Genomic DNA, 17,329 nt, shown 5'->3' on the forward strand with positions numbered 1-17,329 from the left:
CGCGTGAATTTCGCTGGTGGAACATGGCATGAATTTCGGTTGAAATGGAAACACGTGACACGACTTGCGGTTCGATCGCTGGAATACGGCATTCTGCGACATGGATGTCCAAATCCTGTCGCTCTCCTTCAGGACACATCGAGTTACCGCCGGAACACAGGAGCCGCGCTCCAATGAACTTCGTAGCCGTTCGGTTGAAGTGATCTCTGGAGAAGACCGGTTCCGGATCGATGCCGATGCCATACGTTCAGCCTCCTGGATGAAGAGGATTGCTGGAATTGTGGGGCGCGCCGATGCGCAGGCTCCACGTCCGGGAAGGATAACCTTCAGGGTCCGAAATCATGGCTGGACTGAAGAGTCGCCTCTCTCCTTCATGCATGAGAGGGTCGGCGGATGGTCATATGTCATGCCACGTCGGCACGGGCGATGTCGATATGACCCCGCATCGAAGAACCGCCTCGTCGCGGCCTGCCTTGAGCCATTCGCATCGGTAGCGAGACTTGCGCTCGAACATCGGGTCAACGCGAACCTTCTGTGCAAGTGGAAAAGCGCGCGCAAAGCCAGCCTCTCGCGCCGTCCTCATCACCGGCGTTTATCCCAGTTCAGTTTAAAAGCACTTCCGATCGGGCCCTGCTGCGACAGATCGGCATGGCTGCGGTGGATTGGCGGGGACTTGCAATGGGTGCGTGGGTCGGCCCTCGAAAAGGGCTGTGCCTTTCTCCTCTCCAACCACGGTGAGCGCGTCACTGCCGAACGGCGTGACGCTAGAATGCGGTCATGTGGATGCTTTGATGGCGGTCATGGGAGCGCCTTGACGCGAGCGATGACTTCTTCGTCGTCGACGAAGCAGTCGAGGAAGTCGTTCCAGGCTTCAGGCGAACGGCGCGCATCCCCAAGCATTTGCCTCAGCTCACGTCGGTCAGTTCGGTGATTGTCTCATCGTCACCGTGTACGACGCAGATGATACTTCCATAGTGAAATTGTCAGAATTGCTGACGATCGCCTCGAGGAGTTCCCGGTCTTCGCCGAGCATTTCGGCGACACGGTTGATGGTGAAGACATGGGTGATGGTGGCCATCAGGCGGACTCGGCGCAGACCACAGGTGCCCAGTTCACGGGAGCAGTTCGTCGAGCCTATTGATCTTGTGATCGTGAGTGCGGTCGAGCACATCGGCCAGATAGGCCTGCGGATCGATGCCGTTCATCTTGGCCGTCTCGATGATCGTCATGGCACGCTTCAGGGTCTCCGCGCCGGTGTCAGCGCCAGCGAAGAGCCAATTGTTTCTTGGGCCCGGTCGGCGGCGTTGTTATCAATGGCGACACGGCCGTCGTCGATGTCCACCGCTTTTGTGGTGTGACTACAATAGCGCAAGCCCTTCTGTAGGATGCCCCTACTGAATTCCACCTTCGCTGACATGGAAGTGGCCCTGCCGCTCGATGCCCCTCAGTAAGGTGGTCTTGTGGGCGCCGGCAGAGAGAATCTCCGCGTATGCCAGTTCCTCACTCTCCGACGCATCGCCGCCCAGCACGCGGCCTGTCATTGTCTTCGGCGCATCGATGCCCAGCAGTGACAGGATCGTGGGCGCAATGTCCGTGATGGAACTCGGAGCATCTGAAACCTGGCCCTGCGCCAGTCCCGCGCCGTAGCCCGCGAGAACGGCCGTGAACTCGCCGCGATGCAGCCCCCCATGCGTGCCGCCGCCCATCCGCAGATCGTAGCCGCCGGGGTCGTAAAAGACCGAATCCACATGCCCCGCCTGATCGGCCTGATCGTCGGCAGGCGTTTTCCCGAGGTGCACGAACAGGCCAGGGGCGCGCTCGCCGCCCGCACCCAACAGTTCCAGCGCGAGACTGCCATCCACCGTCCCGCTGATGCTGCCCGGTTCACTGGCAGGGCTGAATGCGCCGCCGAACCAAACCTGTTCCATTATGAAGTCCCGTATGTCCCGCATTAGGGCAGGGTCATCCTGTTTGAGCCACAGGCCCACGGCGCGGCCCGGTCGAACAAGCACCTGCGTTGCATGATCGTTGAACGATGCCGCCGCCTTGAACCCGGCCTGACAAAGAGCGTCGGCCACGTTGACCGTGCCGCCGATCGTCACGTGGCCATGATCGGAAACGATAAACAACGTGATGCTGTCGCGCTCCGGCTGGGCGTCCCGCCATGCCCGCAGCTCTCCAATCACATCATCGCAGGCCCGCATCTCTGCTAGTAGCTGGCTCGATTGCAGGCCGTGCAGATGGCTGACGCTATCGACTTCGGTGCACCAAAGAATACTGGCGGCGGGCTTGTCGTAGGGCCATACTTCGCGCTCGAATACCCGGAATGCCATCATTGGGCCATCGGCGGAGGTGCCCCCGGCCGGGATTTTCAGGGAACGATGGGCGCGGGCGGCAAACGAATGCGGGTAGCCGATCTGGGGATGGCGTACATTGAACCCGGTTTGTCCGCGCTGCTGGCCCTTCCAGTTCAGCGCGGGCAGTGCGCCGGGGCCACTCGATGTGACGACCGCAAACGGCCGTCCCGCTTGGTGTAGAACTTCCGAGATCGAGGGCGCTTTCACCAGGTTGCCCGCCAAGCGTTCATCCGCCGCCCACCAATCATGCGTGGTTTCTGTGAACACTTGATCGGGACTGGTCCCCCGGACATAGAATTGATTCCCAGCAATGCCATTCACCTGCGCGGTTGCGCCGGTGGCCAAGGCCGTGAGCGCCCCCCGTGTCTCGCTCGGAAACACTGTGGTATGACGGCGGTTCCACGTTCCATCCTTGGCCAGCGCCGCAAGATGGGGCATGTTGCTTTCAGTGACCAGATCGGGCCGCAGGCCGTCAATTCCCAACACCACGACATGGCGCGCGTCATTGGCCATTGGTGTCTTCTTCCATGTTGTTCGTTTCGTTCTTTTGTGGATAAACCACGCGCACACCTGCATCCTTGAACCTATCCGCAAAGGGGGCGGGCGGTGGCTCGTCGGTGACAATGGTTCCGATGTCCGAGAGGGACACCGAGACATACGCTCCTGACGCGCCGAATTTGCTATGGTCAGCAACGAAGATGCGGCGGCGGCTGCGCTCGAACAGCAGCCGCTTGAAGCGTTGCAGGTACTTGCTCGACTCTACCAAGCCATGCACCGGATCAACGCCGTAGGCTGCAATGATGGCCGTGTCGAAAAGGCACTCGGAAATGGCCTCTAGTACTTGTTCGCCCATAAGCGCACCATTGGCATAGTCGTATTCGCCCCCGGTGAGCGTGACCCGGTGCTTGATGCCGCTTTGGAGCACTTCCGCGATGACGGGCATATTCGTCATGACCGATACCGAAGGGCCATCGTCTAACGCCTTGGCGACGGCTAGAGCTGTGCTGCCATGGGTGATGAATATCCAGCCGTCCCGCGCCGCGGTTTGCGCCGCCAGCTCTCCAATTACGGCCTTTTCTGCGCTCAGGCTGGCCAGCCGCGACGGCAGCGGCGCGGCGCGGGAAACTGGGATCGCCCCCCCATGCACCCGCGTCAGCAGGCCTTCCTTTTCGAGAATGACCAAATCGCGGCGGATAGTTTCCATCGTCACGGAGAAGCGCTCTGCCATTGCGGCTATTCCGATTCCTTCGCCAGTGCGCAGCAAATCAGCGATGGCCTGCAGGCGGCTTGCTGCCGGTAGTTTCGTCACAAATTCCTCTCTCTCTCCATGATGCCGGATGGGCGCGCTCCAAAGCCCTATGTGGTCTTTCTTGGGATAGTAAGCTCTGAAGTACCTGTCAACGAAACTTTCATGACGGTTTTAGGACAATGCAAGCATCAACAAATGGCTCCGGCTCACTCGTTTCAATCGCGCGTACTGAAAACCCGCCCTTCCTTCTCCCTCTTTTTGGCTCCAGCATCAGAGCATTTTTTTGAAAATCCAAATAATGCCAACTAGTGTCACATTCCTGTAAAGAGTTGCCGTTACGGGAGAGGCTGCATTTCTTGTTGATTCCCGCGAAAGGAAAACGGAATGATATGGAAACGGATGAGTGCTTATCTGATCCAAGGTGTCGCTTGGCTCGCAGTGCCAATCGGCGCGCATGCCGCCAACATGGATGATCTTGTCGCGGCCGCAAAGGCTGAGGGGCAATTGACGGTTATTGCCCTTGGGCATGATTGGTGCGGCTATGGCGCATTGATTCAGGGTTTTAAAGACAAATACGGCCTCACCGTAAACGAACTCAGCCCAACCGGCGGCTCCGGTGAAGAACTGGCAACGATCAAGGCTAATATAGGCAACAACGGTCCGCAAGCGCCGGACGTCATCGATGTGGGCCTCGTTTTCGGCCCTATCGCGAAGAAAGAGGGCTTGCTGCAACCGTACAAGGTGCAGACGTGGGACGAAATCCCGGTCATTGCCAAGGACCCGGAAGGGCACTGGTACGGCGACTATTACGGCGTGCTTTCTTTCGTCGTGAATAAGGACGTTATCGCGAAGCCTCCAGCCGATTGGGCCGATCTTCTCGACCCGGCCTATCGCAAGAGCGTTTCCTTGCCTGCTGACCCGCGCACCGCCAACAATTCCATTCTGAGCGTCTATGCGGCGGGCCTGGCAACCGGCGCGCAGCCGGGCGCGGCAGCAGCCCGCGCCGGCCTGGAGTTCTACCGCCGTTTGAAGGACTCCGGCAATCTCGTTTCCGGTTTCGGTTCTGCCGCATCCATCGCCAAGGGCGAAACGCCCATTACCACACGCTGGGATTCCAACGGAATCACCTATGCCGAAAATTTCCAAGGCAATCCGCCGCTGGATACCATTGTCCCGGAAAGCGTTACCGTGGCCGGCGTCTATGCCCAAGCCATCAGCAAGTACGCGCCGCATCCGCATGCCGCCAAGCTCTGGATGGAGTACCTTTATTCCGACGGGGGTCAACTGGGCTACCTGAAGGGCCTTTGCCATCCCATCCGCTTTGATGCCATGCGCAAGTCCGGCAAAATCACCGATGATATGCTGACCAAGCTCCCGGCGACAGGTGACAACCTTGTATTCCCTGAGCTGGCCCATCTCGTCGAAGCGGGCGAAGTGATCGCCAAGGAATGGACTTCGACCGTAGGCGCAGGGAGCAAATAAGTTGAAACCACAGTCCACCGACGGCAACCTATGAGCGGCATTCGCGCCGGGCTGGCAAGCACCCCATACCTCAACTCCATTGACGGGCCCGCACTGCTGGCCACGGCGCCGTTCTTCATCTTCGCAATCGTCATGATGGTGATGCCCACTGTGGCGTTGCTGGTCACCGCCTTTGTCGATAAGCAGGGAGCTCTCACGCTGGCGAACTTCGTGGCGATCGCGACGCCGGAGGTTGCCGACGCCTTTATGGCTTCGGCCAAAATCTCCGGCGCCACGGCCGTGCTTGGAACGTTGTTCGGGCTCATACTGGCCCTGACTGTTGGCCGGGGCATGGCCAGCCAGAAGGTGAAGGCGGCCGTCATGACCTTTTGCGGCGTGGCCTCGCATTTCTCGGGCATTCCCCTTGCCTTCGCCTTCATCGCCACTCTCGGGCGGCTTGGACTGGTGACAATCGTTTTGCGCAACACCTTCGGCATCGACATTTACGCGGCAGGCTTTGACCTTGCCAGCTTTTCCGGCTTGGCACTGACCTACCTGTTCTTTCAAGTCCCGATTGCATTGACGATTATCATGCCCGCCATTGAGCGGCTTTCCACACAGACGCGGGAAGCGGCCGAGATATTGGGTGCCACCACCACCCAATATTGGCGCTTTGTCGGCCTACCCATCCTCTGGCCAACCATTCTCGGGTCGCTGGCGTTGTTGTTTGCCAATGCATTCGGGGGCATCGCAACGGCCTACGCACTGACAGGAACGGCCGTGAACGTCATCCCGATCTTGCTCTACGCGCAAATTCGCGGCGACGTGCTGCACAACGAGCAGCTTGGCGCGGTTCTGGCTTTGCTCATGGTACTGGTCATGACCGTGGCCATCTCTCTTTATCTGATGCTCCGCGTGCATGCCGAGCGGTGGCTGAAATGAAACTTGTCCTGCGCTATTCCCCTTGGACCATATTCGCCATCGCCGCATTGTTCTTTCTGATGCCGCTTTTCAGCACGGCGGAATTTTCATTTAGCATCCGGCGCGGCGTCTATTCGCTTGAGGCTTACGAGTCGGTTTTTCTAGACCCGGAATTTGCGGCCAGCTTCGGCTATTCGCTGATAATAGCAGTATTGACGATTATCTTTGGCACGATCATCGTTGTTCCGATGGCCTACTATGTCCGGTTGCGCCTCCAATGGCTGCGTCCTGCGGTAGAAATCTTCGTGATGCTGCCCATGATCGTGCCGCCCATCGTGCTTGTCTTTGGCTATCTGCGGCTGTTTTCGTCCTCGTCAGTGCTGCCGCTGGCCAATAGCAGCACTGGTGCGAGTATTCTGCTTATCTGCGGCTGTACCACATTATCTCTGCCGTACCTGTACCGCACGATTGATACCGGCTTGCAGACCATTGACGTTCAGACGCTGACGGAAGCCGCTGACATTCTCGGCGCGCGGCCATTCGCGACAATCAGGCTGGTGATCTTCCCGAACATCTTGCCTTCCGTCATGGCAGGCGCGTTCCTGACCTTCGCAGTCGTGATGGGCGAATTCGTGATTGCTAGCCTTTTGACGCGCCCGGCTTTCGGCACGTACATTCAAAAAGTCGGCGTGAGCAAAGCTTATGAGCCTGCGGCTCTGACGATCCTGTCCTTTGCCATCACTTGGGGCGCACTGGCCATGATGAACGTCATGACGCGGTTTTCGCGACGGGCAGGGTAGGGTGCTTCCTCTCATTCTTCTGGTGTGAACGGCATAGAGTTGCAGCCGACGCCGCCGCACATGAAGGTAGTGTGCCGAAGGTTCTGTTCGGGCCACTATGGCCGCACGCTGATCACGCGGGTGGGCAAGCTCGAGCTGCGGGTGCCGCAGGATCGCTCGGGGCACTTCTCCACCGAATTGTTCGAACGCTATCAGCGCTCCGAGCGGGCGCTGGTGGCAACCTTGGCGGAGATGTATGTGCAAGGGGTGTCGACGCGGAAGGTCAAGGCGATCACCGAGGAGCTGTGCGGCCATGCCTTCTCGGCGTCATCGATCTCGGCGATCAACAAGCGGCTGGACGAGAGCCTGAAGGCCTTTGCCGAGCGCTCGCTTCAAGAGCCGTTTGCCTACCTGATTCTCGATGCCCGTTATGAGAAGGTGCGCGAGGCCGGTGTGGTGATGAGCCAGGCGGTGTTGATCGCTGTCGGCATCGACTGGGACGGACGGCGGCAGATCCTGTCGGTCGAGATGGCCGGCCGTGAAAGCCGTTGCGCCTGGAAGGACTTCCTCGTCAGGCTGAAAGGGCGCGGTTTGAAGGGCGTCGAACTGGTGGTCTCCGACGACCATGCCGGTCTCGTCGCGGCAATTGGCGAGGTGATCCCGGAAGCTGCCTGGCAGCGCTGTTACGTGCATTTCCTCAGGAACGCCCTCGATCACCTGCCGCGCAAACATGGCGACGATTGCCTGCAGGAGCTTCGATGGCTCTATGATCGCCGCGACCTTGATGAGGCGAAGGCCGATCTCGCCGCGTGGCTGGGAAAATGGTCGGTCCGCTATCCGCGCCTGACCTCCTGGGTTGCGGAAACCATCGAGCAGACGCTGACCTTCTTTCGTCTGCCGCGCCAGCATCACAAGCCCCTCAAGAGCACCAACATGCTGGAACGCCTCAACGAGGAAATCCGCCGCAGAACCTACGTCGTGCGCATCTTTCCCAATACCGAGAGCTGCCTACGCCTCGTCCGCGCGCTCGCCGTCGAAACCCACGAAAACTGGATGGAGGCCAATCGCTACATCAACATGGACGACCTGCGAGAGCACAAGAAACTCGCACTCCGTCAAGCCGCATGACCAGCACGCATGACCGCCCAATTTTGCAGAACTTGACGCACACAACCCGTGGGAACCGCAGGTGGGCAGCGATATTTCAAGCGGTGGCTACGGTTGTCGATTTCCGGCTCAAGGATGGTGGCGTTTCAATCGGCGCGGAATGTTGACCCCACCATATTGGAGTTAAATCCATGGGGCTGGACCACAGCGTACGGAAAACTGATACGCTCTGCGGTTGCCGAGCCCACCTCTGCGCGAGCAGGCGCTTCCAACTCTTATCAATACGGACCTCCCGGCGGCAAACGTCGCCGACTCGTTCTTACCCTCAATCGTGATCGTTCATTTCACCGCCACCCCTCCTTGAGCAGAAGCGATGGCCATGGACGATAACAATTCGTGCTCAACTTCAGAGAAGTTACGCGTCAAGTCGCTAGGTATCCCTAAGTTACGAGCATGCTGACAATGACGTACATCCGGGTCTATTCGGTCTTGGTTTAAAAGGCCGTTGCTACTTTGGCATGATGTTTGCAGACCCAACAGACTAGCGAGTTCTTCATCGCCACAGACGGCAGCTCGAGCCCTAAGTGGGGTGGAGGAGATCAGTGTATGGAGGTGGACAATGGCGGACAACAATGATGGATCGGCGACAACACCTGCCGAGTATGGGCAGGTGGGTTGCCACCGAGCTAAGCAGAATGCTCGTCCCGAACCGCTAGAAGCAATCATTCCTCGCCGCTGGAAAAGGACTTTGCCATTTTGGCATGATGTTTGCAGGCCTTGAATAGCAAGTTCTTCATCGCCGCAGATGGCAGCTCGAGGCCTAAGTGGGGTGGAGGAGATCAGAGTATGGAGGTGGACAATGGCGGACAGCAATCATGGATCGGGAACAACACCTGGCGAGTATGGGCAGGTAGATTGTCACCGAGCTAAGCTGAAAAGCTCGTCCCGAACGGGTCATAATATGTCCGAAGCAATCATCCTCGCCGCTGGAATGGGAAGACGTCTCGGTCATCTAACCGCCAATCGTCCGAAGGCGCTTATCGAAGTCGCTGGCGAGCCATTGGTGTCACGCCTCCTCAGTCAAATGCAGCGGGCCGGTGTCTCGAACGTAACGGTCGTGGTCGGCTTTCTCGGCGATGAAGTGATCGCGCATGTTCGCAGCACATCGGGTGCGATGAACATTGATATCGTCGAGAACCCTCGATACCGATCTGAGAACAACATTACGTCCTTGGGCTTGGCCCTTGTCCCTGGAAGAGCACTTATCGTATCGGATTGCGATGTTTTCCTTTCCGACTTTCCCGACCACTGGTTGCAGCCGGACGGCGCTGACATAACAGTTCCTACCCGTCCTCTTCGACCTAGAGAAACGGGGACCGTCTTGCGGCGGGGGATGGATGGGGAGTGGTACATGGTTGTCACGCGCAACTGCGACGAAACCCTTCCAAGCGATCGCAAGACGATCAGCCTATACCTCCTTCGCTCTAAGGAGTTTGTACTCGATTTCCATCAAAAAATGACGGACGCGATTTCGGGAGGCGAAACGGCACTCTACTATGAGGATATCCTCGCTCGCTCACTCGGCTCGAAATACCGGCTAGGGATTATCGAGACAGAGAGCTTCGACGTCACCGCGTTCGAAATCGACACCCTCGAAGACCTCGAAGCCGCAGAATCTTGGGTCGCGGCTGCCGGCACCAACTGCCTGCTATCATCATGAGAGGTAGCGGCTTTGCAATTGGCCACCACGGCGAAATCCTCCAAGGCGTTTTCCGGGACGAAGATAACCGGCTGCACCGAGGCTTAGTGACGCTTCCCTTCCCACCTCGATACTCGATTGCCGTCGCTGAGCCGATTGATGGCATCGAAGTCCTCGTCAGCCCTAAGCACAAAACAAAATCGAGAGAGGCGGCGCGGCTCGTTCTAGATGAGAACGGGTACTCCGGCATGGGAATCAAGCTCACCCTGAATTCGAATATTCAAGAAGGATTCGGCTTAGGCTCGTCAACCACCGACGTTGTTGCCACCATCCGCGCAACGGCTAGTCTTTTAGGACTGCAGCTAAAGGATAGCACCATCTTTCGCCTTGCTGTTCGAGCCGAGGCGGCCAGTGACGGCACTATGTTCACTGGGAATCCCAGGCTCGTCTGCCCGCGAGAGGGCACTGTGCTCGAGCGCTTCGAAAGGAGAATACCCGAGTTCTCGCTGATCAGTGTGAACGTCGCTCCTAACCGCCCCGTTGACACATTAGCCCACCCGCCGAACAGATATACAGGAGACGAGATCAAGGAGTTCGGAGAACTGCGGAAGTTGCTACGGCGAGCGCTAGAAAACGGCAGCCTTGACGACTTGGGAGAAATCGCCACGCGAAGCGCTGTAATTAATCAGCGGTACCTGCCACAGCCGCACTTCCATTCGCTGTTGGAACTGTCCCAATCCACAAGCGCCTTCGGCCTTCAAGTTGCTCACAGCGGGAGGATGGTTGGCATGTTCTTGGATCCGCGCTTGGAGAAAGAAGATAAATCTGTCGAGCACATCCAACGCGAGTTGCTGCGGTTGAACCTGTTCTCCGAATTTTTTAGGTCTAGCCAAACATCCGTTTAAGATTGCTGATGAGGAGAGCATGAAGAAAATGGATGGATGATCATTGTGGCAAGAGGTTGCAAGTTAAGAAGTTTGCTCGGATTAGTTGCGCGAGCGGCAGAGGAGCATCGCTTGATCGCCAACGAGGCTATAGGAACAATCATGACCAACGGATCGTCGATGGAACAAGAACGCCGTCAACCCATAATGGGAATTCTCCTGGATCCGCCGAACGCGATAACGTTCGTCGGAGCGCTTTCAGCGATGTCCGCATGCGCGATGGCAGTGATGGGCGAATACAACCTCGCCCTAATATGCGTTCTCTGGAGCCACCTGGCAGATTCGTTGGATGGTCTCGTCGCCCGCAGGATGCACCATCGCCAATCGGGGATGAGCGATGTCGGAAAGGCCATGGACGCGTTGGGAGATTTCCTATCCGCTGGTGTCTTTCCCTTGATCTTTCTCGCTTCATTGGGTGAGGCGGCGCCATTCCCGACGTTCGCGGGGCTACTGATCTGTGCCGCGGGCATTTTGCGGCTGAGCTACTTCGAAGCGTTCGGCCTGTCGGGAGGCTCTTTCGTAGGGGTGCCGCTGCCCCACAACATCCTCGTATTCGCCCTGTCGTACTACCTCGGCTCCCAAATCGTAGCGGATCACCTGATCCTGCTTATGGGCGCCGTTGCGGTCATCATGAGCGGGTTACACCTCTCGTCGATCCGATTTCCAAAGATGAATGTGACTTGGATTGCCCTTTCGGCGGTCTTCATTGCCGCGATGAGCGCTCTTCTCGCTCTTCAGTAAGCAATTGTCTCAAGATCAGTCTGTATGGGGGCTTTTACATGTCGATAAAAGACAACGAGTGATACTATCTGCAGGTCTTCGAAGCAGGTTCGTGATCTCACAAAGCACACGCTAATGCCCTTGGTACCGGCAGCCACGGAGAGGCGCAATGGAGCAACCCAGGAAAGGGCATGACCAGTTGTTCGCCAAACGAGAGAACTGCGTTCACATGCTCAGCATCAGGACTAATCCAGTCCGGCCAAGTCGGTTAACACCAAGAGCACAGTTCGAGTTTGCACGTCATTTTAGCCACCAAACAGGAGACGATTATCGTGGACGCAATGTTTGGCTCGATCGGCATGCCACTTGTCGACCCGGTATCAGTTTCCAGGATGCTGAAACACCGGGGAAATTACGTCGACACGATCAAAGGGGCCGACATTTCATTGACCACGGTCAGTAGGTCGCCTGGTAGAATCTTCAAGGATCCAGAGTTGATGGTGGCCTATACCGGCACCCCTTTTGTCGAGGGAAAACAGATCTCGATGGCGGCGGAGCTTGCGGAGCTTTACGCGCTAGGCAAGCTGGACCCCCCAGATCGAGTAAATGGTCACTATTGCATCGCACTGATCGACCTACCGAAGGAACAGATTCGTTTCCTCCGTGACAACATCGGGGTCAACACTCTCTATGTCACGCGAATCGGAAGGGGCCTGGCCTTCTGCACCGAATACAAATGCCTTCGGGCTTTGCCTGGCTTTGATCGCTCAATTGACCGGGAAGCGATCAAGGGATTCGAACGAACCGGGTGGGTGCCGAGCGGAGCAACATTCTTTTCCCAGGTAAAGCCGGTTTTGCCCGGGAAATGGTCGACGGTCAGAAATGACGACAACTCCTTTCCATCGGAGGCGGCATCATCGATCACGCCTGCGATAGCGGATGCCTTCGTACCGGTGGAGGTGGTCGCAGACGCTTTGCTGAGCGCTGTGGAAAGGCTCAGCGCCGATCAACCGCCAGCGGTGGGCATAATGCTGAGTAGCGGAGTGGACTCAGCTTTAATCGCAGAGCTGGTCGCCCGCTCCATGAAGCAAATCACAGTCAAGTCGTTCACTGTTGGCCACAACGGAGGAGACCCCGAGATTGAAGGCGCCCAGTTGACGGCGCTGGCTCTGGGCCTGGACCACCACGAACTACTTCTGGAACCATCGGAATTTACACGGCTGCTTCCAGAAGCGATGTGGGCGATGGAGAACCCCGGGGGCTATGACGAGTACCCATGCCTGTTGGGGCTTAGCGAGATGGCAGGGTCGCATGTCGATGTTCTATTTTCTGGCAATCTCTCGGATACATTATTTGGAGGCATGAACTTCCACACGCAGTTGTGGAAGAGCCTTAACGGGCTGCCAACTGACGAGGAACCGATCCCAAATGGAAACCTTACGATCCTCAAGGGCTCAACAGGCGGCAGGGAAGCAATTCTGAGGACGCGGTCGCCTGCTCATAAGTCCTTGCATGCCGAACTTGTCGCCACAATGGATAGACGGGACGAGCGGATGGGCGCCCAGGAAATGCTAGCCGCTCGTTTCGGCATCGATCTGCGCATGCCGTATGCCGACACCGACGTCGTCCGAACCGCAATGCGCATTCCTGACTCCCAGAAGGTCAGCGACAAAGGAAATAAGCTTATCCTGCGCGAGGCGTCGGCGATCTTTTTGCCCGAGGAGATTGTGAAGCGACCGAAACGAATTCAACAGCTGATGTATGACAGCGCAATGCGGACTTGGTTGTTGTCAACATTTGATCTCTTGTTCAACTCCGTCGGGGCACAAAAGCGGGACGTCTACGATTATGGAAATCTGGCTCTGGTCAGGGAAGAGCTCGTGCGCGAGGTCACCCGTAGAACCGTTCAAAACGCATGGAAGGCAATTTCGATTGAAACTTGGCTTCTGATGTTCGCGGACGAAGAGCATTTCGCCAGCGCAATGAGCGACGAAAGCGTAAAGCCGGAAGCGGTCTTTTCCGCGGCCAGCCGAAGGCGGCGCGCCGCTTCCGCAACTTAGAAATAGCAAAATCGCGAGAAAGATTGGATAATCATCCTCCAGTTGTTGCGATTGAGGACGTATCGTGAATCCCACCCAATATCTGGCCCATTGAGAGAACCAGGGAATGAAGCGCAACCGTTTCACCGACGAAGAAATCATCGGCATTCTAAGGGAGCACGAGGCTGCACGCCGGTCTCGGAGCTTTGCCGCAAGCACGGTGTCAGCGATGCCAGCATCTATAAAAGGAGTGCCAAATTCCGCGGCATGGACGTATCCGAAGGCAAGCGGCTGAAGACGCTGGAAGACGAGAACACGAAGCGGAAACGGCTCTTGGCAGACACGCAATGCTCGACAATTGCCGCTTTGAAAGACCTTTGGAAAGAATGTATGGTCCGCCTCGTCCGTGCAAGGGTACGCGACATCGCAAATGACGGTTCCAGTTGCATAAATATTCCGGCCTCTTGCGAGTGGGCTGCGGTTGCAGCCAGGCCATGATGAGATCCGCACACGCCGTTCCCAATAGATGGTTCGGGCACGAAGTCCGCTTTTTCGCACAGGGCTTACGGCATGTTGATCCACTGTTTCGTCATCACTCCCGAGCCTTGCAAGGCATCACGCGAATGCAGGATCTCTGCGTTCGTAGAGTGCTCCGGGCCTGGTCAGGACGACCCAGCCAATCCGGGCCATTTTAGCGGAATGTGCGACGACCGCTTTATTGGGGTGCATCCGAGCCTGAAGGCCATCCAGCCAGCTCCCCAGTCGATTTCTTGTTCGGTCAAGATGACGAAGCAGGATCGTGCGACATGTACGAGCACTTTGCGAACGTAGCGATTTCCTCGCTTGCTGATGCCGAGAAGCTTCTGCTTTCCTCCGGTTGCCGATTCCGATGAAGCCGCCCCTTTGTTCCGAGATGATTGCGCCCCCGGTTTCCGGGATGATCTCGCCCCCTGTTTAGTGGGGTCTGCAGGCGATGATTGTTGTCAGTTCATTCAGGCGAGGTGTCAAGCTTTGCGCGGTAGATTTCGGCGCAGACTATCGCCGCTCAATTCGATGCGGTGGGCATTGTGGACCAACCTGTCGAGTATGGCATCGGCGTAGGTTGGGTCGCCAATGACGCCGTGCCATGCGGACACGGGAAGTTGGCTGGTAATGATCGTTGATTTGCGTCCATAGCGATCTTCGAGGATTTCCAGCAGGTCGTGACGGACCTGTTCGTTGAGCGGCTCGAGCCCCCAATCATCCAGTATCAGGAGCTGAACATGGCCCAAGGTCCGTTGCAGGCGAGCGTAGCGGCCATCACCACGCGCGAGCGCAAGCTGGGCAAACAGCCTTGGGACACGCTGATAGAGAACTGAGCGATCGTCTCGGCAAGCCTTGTGGCCGAGAGCGCAAGCCAACCAACTCTTTCCGACACCCGAGGCCAGATTGTCATGGGCGTTGATCCAGTCGCCACCGAGCAGCTCATGAAGAGAGCACGGTCGAGGCCGCGGTCGGCGCGATAGTCGACATCTTTTGGGTTGGCCTGGTGGCGAAGCTTGGCAAACCTGAGGCGTGCCGCAAGCTTCCGATCGTAACGGGAGCTCCACTCCCGTTCGAGCAGCAGTCCGAGCCATTCGGCGTGCGAGAGATGTTCGCTTTCGCCGTTGGCAACGAGTTCACTGAAGGCCTTTGCCATGCCGGCCAGGCCCATGGCATTCAATTTATCCAGTGTTGGATGGGCAAGCATCTTTCGTTCTCCTTAGTGGTAATAGCGAGGTCCGCGGATGTTGGCGTGATGGATCGGTTCATGCGGCGCCGCTCCATTTGAGGCAGCCGTCCGGTCAAGGTGATTGTCGAGGATGGATCGCACCGAGCCATAGGTTCGTGCGCCAATCTCCAACGCACGCCCGCAAGCGGCATTGACCCTGTCGCGGCCGAAGCTCTTGTTGAGGCGGATGATGCCGAGGCAAGCTCGAAAGCCCTGCTCGGGATGAGGCCTGTCGGCAAGAATGCGCTCGCACAACAGCGCAACATCCGGCCCCATCGCAGAGGCTTCGCGTTGAATCCGTTCAATCGTCCAGTCGGCAAAGCGGCGATGCGCAGAGGGCATATGATCGGGGATCGTCGTGTGCTTGCCGTTGCCGCTGGAGCGCCGGTGAGCGGCAATTCGCTCGCCCTTGTGGAAGATCTCGATCGTATTGGCGGTGATACGAGCCTCGACCTGCTCGCGGGCAAAGCGATAGGGAACGGAATAATAGTGCCGCTCGATCTCGACGTGATAATCCAGCCCGGCACGCCGGATACGCCACTCGGCAAAAATATAGCGTTCGACAGGCAGTGGTCGCAAAGCCGGACGATCAAGCTCCTCGAACAATTGGCGACGCGTGGCGCCGACACGGCGCAGAACGCGCTTATCATTGAGATCATGGAGCAATTGGCCAATCGCCGCATTGACCTCGGCCAAACTATAGAAGATGCGATGGCGCAGCCGGCCCAACAGCCAACGTTCGACGATACGAACCGCAGCTTCCACTTTCGCCTTGTCCCGCGGGCGTCGCGGCCGCGTCGGCAAGACGGCGCTGCCATAATGGGCCGCCATCCCGCAATACGTCCGGTTTACCTGGGGATCGAAGTGGCAGGCCTTGATGATCGCTACCTTGGCATTGTCGGGAACCAGCAAGGCTGGCGCACCGCCAAAGAACTCCAGCGCCAGGATATGGCATTCAATCCAGTCGGGAAGCGTCTCGCTCCAACGTGCCTGCGCATATGAAAGGCTGGATGCTCCCAGAACCGCCACGAACAGGTGCGCCTGCCGTGTCTTGCCGGACAGCCGATCAACGACAACCGTGACCGTGTCGCCGGCGTAGTCGACGAACAGCTTGTCGCCGGCCGCGTGATCCTGCCGCATCGTCACAGGCAACTTCATCGCCCAGCCGCGGTAGAGGTCACAGAAGCGACTGTAGCGATAGCCGTCCGGACAACGGCTGATGTATTCGTCCCACAGGATCTGCAGCGTCATATGCTTGCGCTTGAGTTCGCGGTGGACCTGCGTCCAGTCCGGCTCAGGGCTCCGACGATGACCCGTCTTCGTCCCGGCTGCCTTGTAAAGCGCCGCTTCCAGGACTGCATCGCTGATGTCGTCACCCAACGGCCACGATAGCTCCGCAATGGCCGCACGCCGAAGCGTCTCGCGCACCGTCGATGGCGCAGCTCCAACCCGAACCGCGATCGACTTGTGGCCAAGTCCTTGTTCGAAGCGATATCTCAATATCTCGCGGACACGCCGCATCTCCAGTCTCTCCGCAGGCATCCCGTTCCTTCCTCGTCACGTCGAAGGAAGAAACTTCACACCAGCAAAACACCCACGCCAGATGCTTTCCGATGGGGGCGGCATCATCTCGGAATCAGGCGGCGACTATTTCTCGGAATTGGGGGGGCGAGATCATTTCGGAACCAGGGGGCGGATTGCCTCGGAATTTGCACCTCCGGTCGAGTACTCGCGAGGCACCAGGCCCAGCCAAGCAGCTAGGTCGCGGACTTTCTGGAACTGCCGACCACTGCCGACCGCCGCTAGAAGTGCGGTTGCTCCCAAGGCTCCAATGCCTGGAATTGTCATGAGTCGTCGAGCCACATCCTCTCGACTAGCTATAGCTTCGATCTCGCATGCGGACCGACCATTTTCTCAGCCAGGCGGCGAGATCGGCCTTCGCCTCGTCGAGGTCGCGGCGATCATAGAGCCATCAAAGCTCCTGCAGGCAATCGTCGCCCTGCTTACGCGGCAGATGATCGAGGGCGTTCCTGAGGAAATGTACGTAGGGGCGGGCTGTTGAAGAACCAGTCGTCGGCGGAGCTATGCGGAAGCCACCAACAAGCCGATTCCAAAAACTTTTCCTTGCCTGAGGGGGTGTCGGGCTGAACTGGTGGCTTCTTGGCTGTACACGAACAGCAAAATTGACAGAAAAGCACTCGCCAGTCGCGCCAACGAGGCTACTGAAAGCGAACGACAACAGCCGCAAAACAGGCAAATACAAGAAAGTTTGCGTCACCGACCCTGGCGCGCGCAGCACAAAC

General features: G+C 57.8%; 10 protein-coding genes and 9 pseudogenes. 10 read left to right on the plus strand and 9 right to left on the minus strand.

Features of this window, described 5'->3' with window-relative positions; genetic code table 11:
• Positions 1-373: 373 nt before the first annotated feature.
• A pseudogene (tnpA, locus tag PZL22_RS31740) lies at positions 374-815 on the plus strand (IS66-like element accessory protein TnpA).
• Here tnpA and PZL22_RS29890 read toward each other — a convergent pair.
• The 4 genes and pseudogenes from PZL22_RS29890 to PZL22_RS29905 all read right to left on the minus strand — a co-directional run bounded on the left by PZL22_RS29890 (position 799) and on the right by PZL22_RS29905 (position 3,666).
• A pseudogene (locus PZL22_RS29890) lies at positions 799-1,078 on the minus strand (hypothetical protein). The pseudogenes tnpA and PZL22_RS29890 sit on opposite strands and share 17 nt — an antisense overlap.
• Positions 1,078-1,393 (minus strand): annotated as a pseudogene (locus PZL22_RS29895) (transposase domain-containing protein); the annotation flags it as partial. The pseudogenes PZL22_RS29895 and PZL22_RS29890, both read right to left, overlap by 1 nt.
• The gene (locus tag PZL22_RS29900; protein ID WP_127584192.1) at positions 1,392-2,870 is read right to left on the minus strand and encodes an alkaline phosphatase family protein; all 1,479 of its coding nucleotides are present in this window, start codon (positions 2,868-2,870) and stop codon (positions 1,392-1,394) included. The pseudogene PZL22_RS29895 and the gene PZL22_RS29900, both read right to left, overlap by 2 nt.
• Positions 2,860-3,666: a DeoR/GlpR family DNA-binding transcription regulator gene (locus PZL22_RS29905; RefSeq protein ID WP_014528454.1), complete on the minus strand. Its 807-nt coding sequence runs from the start codon at positions 3,664-3,666 to the stop codon at positions 2,860-2,862. The genes PZL22_RS29900 and PZL22_RS29905 overlap by 11 nt, the downstream gene beginning before the upstream one ends.
• 324 nt (positions 3,667-3,990) lie before the next feature.
• Between PZL22_RS29905 and PZL22_RS29910 the strand changes: the two genes are divergently transcribed.
• The 9 genes and pseudogenes from PZL22_RS29910 to PZL22_RS29950 form a co-directional block, all read left to right on the plus strand.
• Positions 3,991-5,088, plus strand: coding sequence for an ABC transporter substrate-binding protein (locus tag PZL22_RS29910; protein WP_127584191.1), 1,098 nt, complete (start codon positions 3,991-3,993; stop codon positions 5,086-5,088).
• Between the two features lie 30 nt (positions 5,089-5,118).
• On the plus strand, positions 5,119-6,009 hold the full coding sequence (locus PZL22_RS29915) for an ABC transporter permease (protein ID WP_014528456.1): 891 nt from the start codon (positions 5,119-5,121) through the stop codon (positions 6,007-6,009).
• Positions 6,006-6,788, plus strand: coding sequence for an ABC transporter permease (locus PZL22_RS29920; protein WP_028010605.1), 783 nt, complete (start codon positions 6,006-6,008; stop codon positions 6,786-6,788). The genes PZL22_RS29915 and PZL22_RS29920 overlap by 4 nt, the downstream gene beginning before the upstream one ends.
• An 87-nt stretch (positions 6,789-6,875) precedes the next feature.
• Positions 6,876-7,895: pseudogene (locus PZL22_RS29925) on the plus strand (IS256-like element ISRm5 family transposase); the annotation flags it as partial.
• Positions 7,896-8,733: 838 nt separating this feature from the next.
• Positions 8,734-9,594, plus strand: a complete 861-nt coding sequence (locus tag PZL22_RS29930; protein ID WP_234827287.1) for a phosphocholine cytidylyltransferase family protein — start codon at positions 8,734-8,736, stop codon at positions 9,592-9,594.
• A complete protein-coding gene (locus tag PZL22_RS29935; RefSeq protein ID WP_088196021.1) occupies positions 9,591-10,478 on the plus strand; it encodes a GHMP family kinase ATP-binding protein in 888 nt (295 codons plus the stop codon). Before PZL22_RS29930 ends, PZL22_RS29935 begins: the two co-directional genes overlap by 4 nt.
• Before the next feature lie 111 nt (positions 10,479-10,589).
• A complete protein-coding gene (locus PZL22_RS29940; RefSeq protein ID WP_127624305.1) occupies positions 10,590-11,258 on the plus strand; it encodes a CDP-alcohol phosphatidyltransferase family protein in 669 nt (222 codons plus the stop codon).
• A gap of 320 nt (positions 11,259-11,578) precedes the next feature.
• Positions 11,579-13,297 (plus strand): asparagine synthetase B family protein, encoded by a 1,719-nt coding sequence (locus tag PZL22_RS29945; RefSeq protein ID WP_284718816.1) that lies wholly within the window; start codon positions 11,579-11,581, stop codon positions 13,295-13,297.
• Between the two features lie 106 nt (positions 13,298-13,403).
• A pseudogene (locus tag PZL22_RS29950) lies at positions 13,404-13,654 on the plus strand (transposase); the annotation flags it as partial.
• Positions 13,655-13,891: 237 nt separating this feature from the next.
• On the opposite strand, the pseudogene PZL22_RS31510 reads toward PZL22_RS29950, so the two are convergent.
• From PZL22_RS31510 to PZL22_RS29970, 5 genes and pseudogenes are all read right to left on the minus strand, one after another.
• Positions 13,892-14,163, minus strand: a pseudogene (locus tag PZL22_RS31510) (transposase); the annotation flags it as partial.
• 117 nt (positions 14,164-14,280) lie between these two features.
• Positions 14,281-15,005, minus strand: a pseudogene (gene istB / locus PZL22_RS29955) (IS21-like element helper ATPase IstB).
• Positions 15,006-15,017: 12 nt separating this feature from the next.
• Positions 15,018-16,547 carry an IS21 family transposase gene (gene istA, locus PZL22_RS29960; RefSeq protein ID WP_284718817.1) on the minus strand — a complete coding sequence of 510 codons (1,530 nt, stop codon included), beginning with the start codon at positions 16,545-16,547 and terminating at the stop codon, positions 15,018-15,020.
• A gap of 192 nt (positions 16,548-16,739) precedes the next feature.
• Positions 16,740-16,889: pseudogene (locus PZL22_RS29965) on the minus strand (transposase); the annotation flags it as partial.
• Positions 16,890-16,923: 34 nt separating this feature from the next.
• Positions 16,924-17,079, minus strand: a pseudogene (locus PZL22_RS29970) (transposase); the annotation flags it as partial.
• Between the last annotated feature and the right edge of the window lie 250 nt (positions 17,080-17,329).

It is taken from the genome of Ensifer meliloti (assembly GCF_030064585.1).
In the GTDB taxonomy this organism is placed as follows: Bacteria; Pseudomonadota; Alphaproteobacteria; order Rhizobiales; family Rhizobiaceae; genus Sinorhizobium; species Sinorhizobium meliloti.